The organism is Mesorhizobium sp. SARCC-RB16n, from assembly GCF_008520305.1.
In the GTDB taxonomy this organism is placed as follows: Bacteria; Pseudomonadota; Alphaproteobacteria; order Rhizobiales; family Rhizobiaceae; genus Mesorhizobium.
Genome location: NZ_ML703319.1, coordinates 644 through 1,304 on the forward strand (window position 1 = coordinate 644; position 661 = coordinate 1,304).

Sequence of the window (661 nt, forward strand, 5' to 3'; positions counted from 1 at the left end):
TTTCCAGTGCCCGTGCGGGATCGGAGACCGGCACCGCATGCCCCGCTTTGCCCGTCCACGCAGGCGAGCCATCTTCGTCGACGCGCCGGTCTCGTCGATAAAGACCAACCGTTCGGGATCGAGATCAGGCTGGGCCTTGAACCAGGCGCGTCGCCGCGCGAGCACGTCGGGCCGATCCTGCTCGCTGGCGTGCGCTGTTTTTTTTGAAGGTCATCGAGTGACGGTCGAGAAAGCGCCAGATCGTGCTCGGCGCGAACACGACCGCATGCTCGGCCCTGAGAAATTCAGCCAACTCGACCAGCGTGATGTCGTCCTGACCTTCGATCGCCGCCAGGATCGTATCCCGATAGGCTTCGATCCGCTGGGAGCGCTTGTCTCCGCCTTGGGGCTTTGCTCGCGTCGCGCCGCTCTCTCGCCATTCGCGGACCCAGCGGACCGCGCTTGCCACGCAAACACCGAAACGATCCGCCGCGGCCCGCCGCGACAGGCCACCCTCAACCGCTGCGATCACTCGCGAACGCAAATCCTCCGATATGGCTCTAACCATGCCTGCTGGCCTCCATATCCAGCCGACATGATGAATCAGATATTCTCGCCGATGGGAATCCCTCACGATTCCATCAGGTCAGATTGTGCTCTAGAATAGGTCGCCTGGCTGATC

The 661-nt window shown here is 62.5% G+C and carries 2 pseudogenes; both read right to left on the reverse strand.

Annotated elements, in window-relative coordinates:
- Positions 1-211, reverse strand: a pseudogene (locus C7I87_RS36935) (IS630 family transposase); the annotation flags it as partial.
- A 198-nt stretch (positions 212-409) separates the two neighbouring features.
- A pseudogene (locus tag C7I87_RS36940) lies at positions 410-547 on the reverse strand (helix-turn-helix domain-containing protein); the annotation flags it as partial.
- Positions 548-661: the final 114 nt, after the last annotated feature.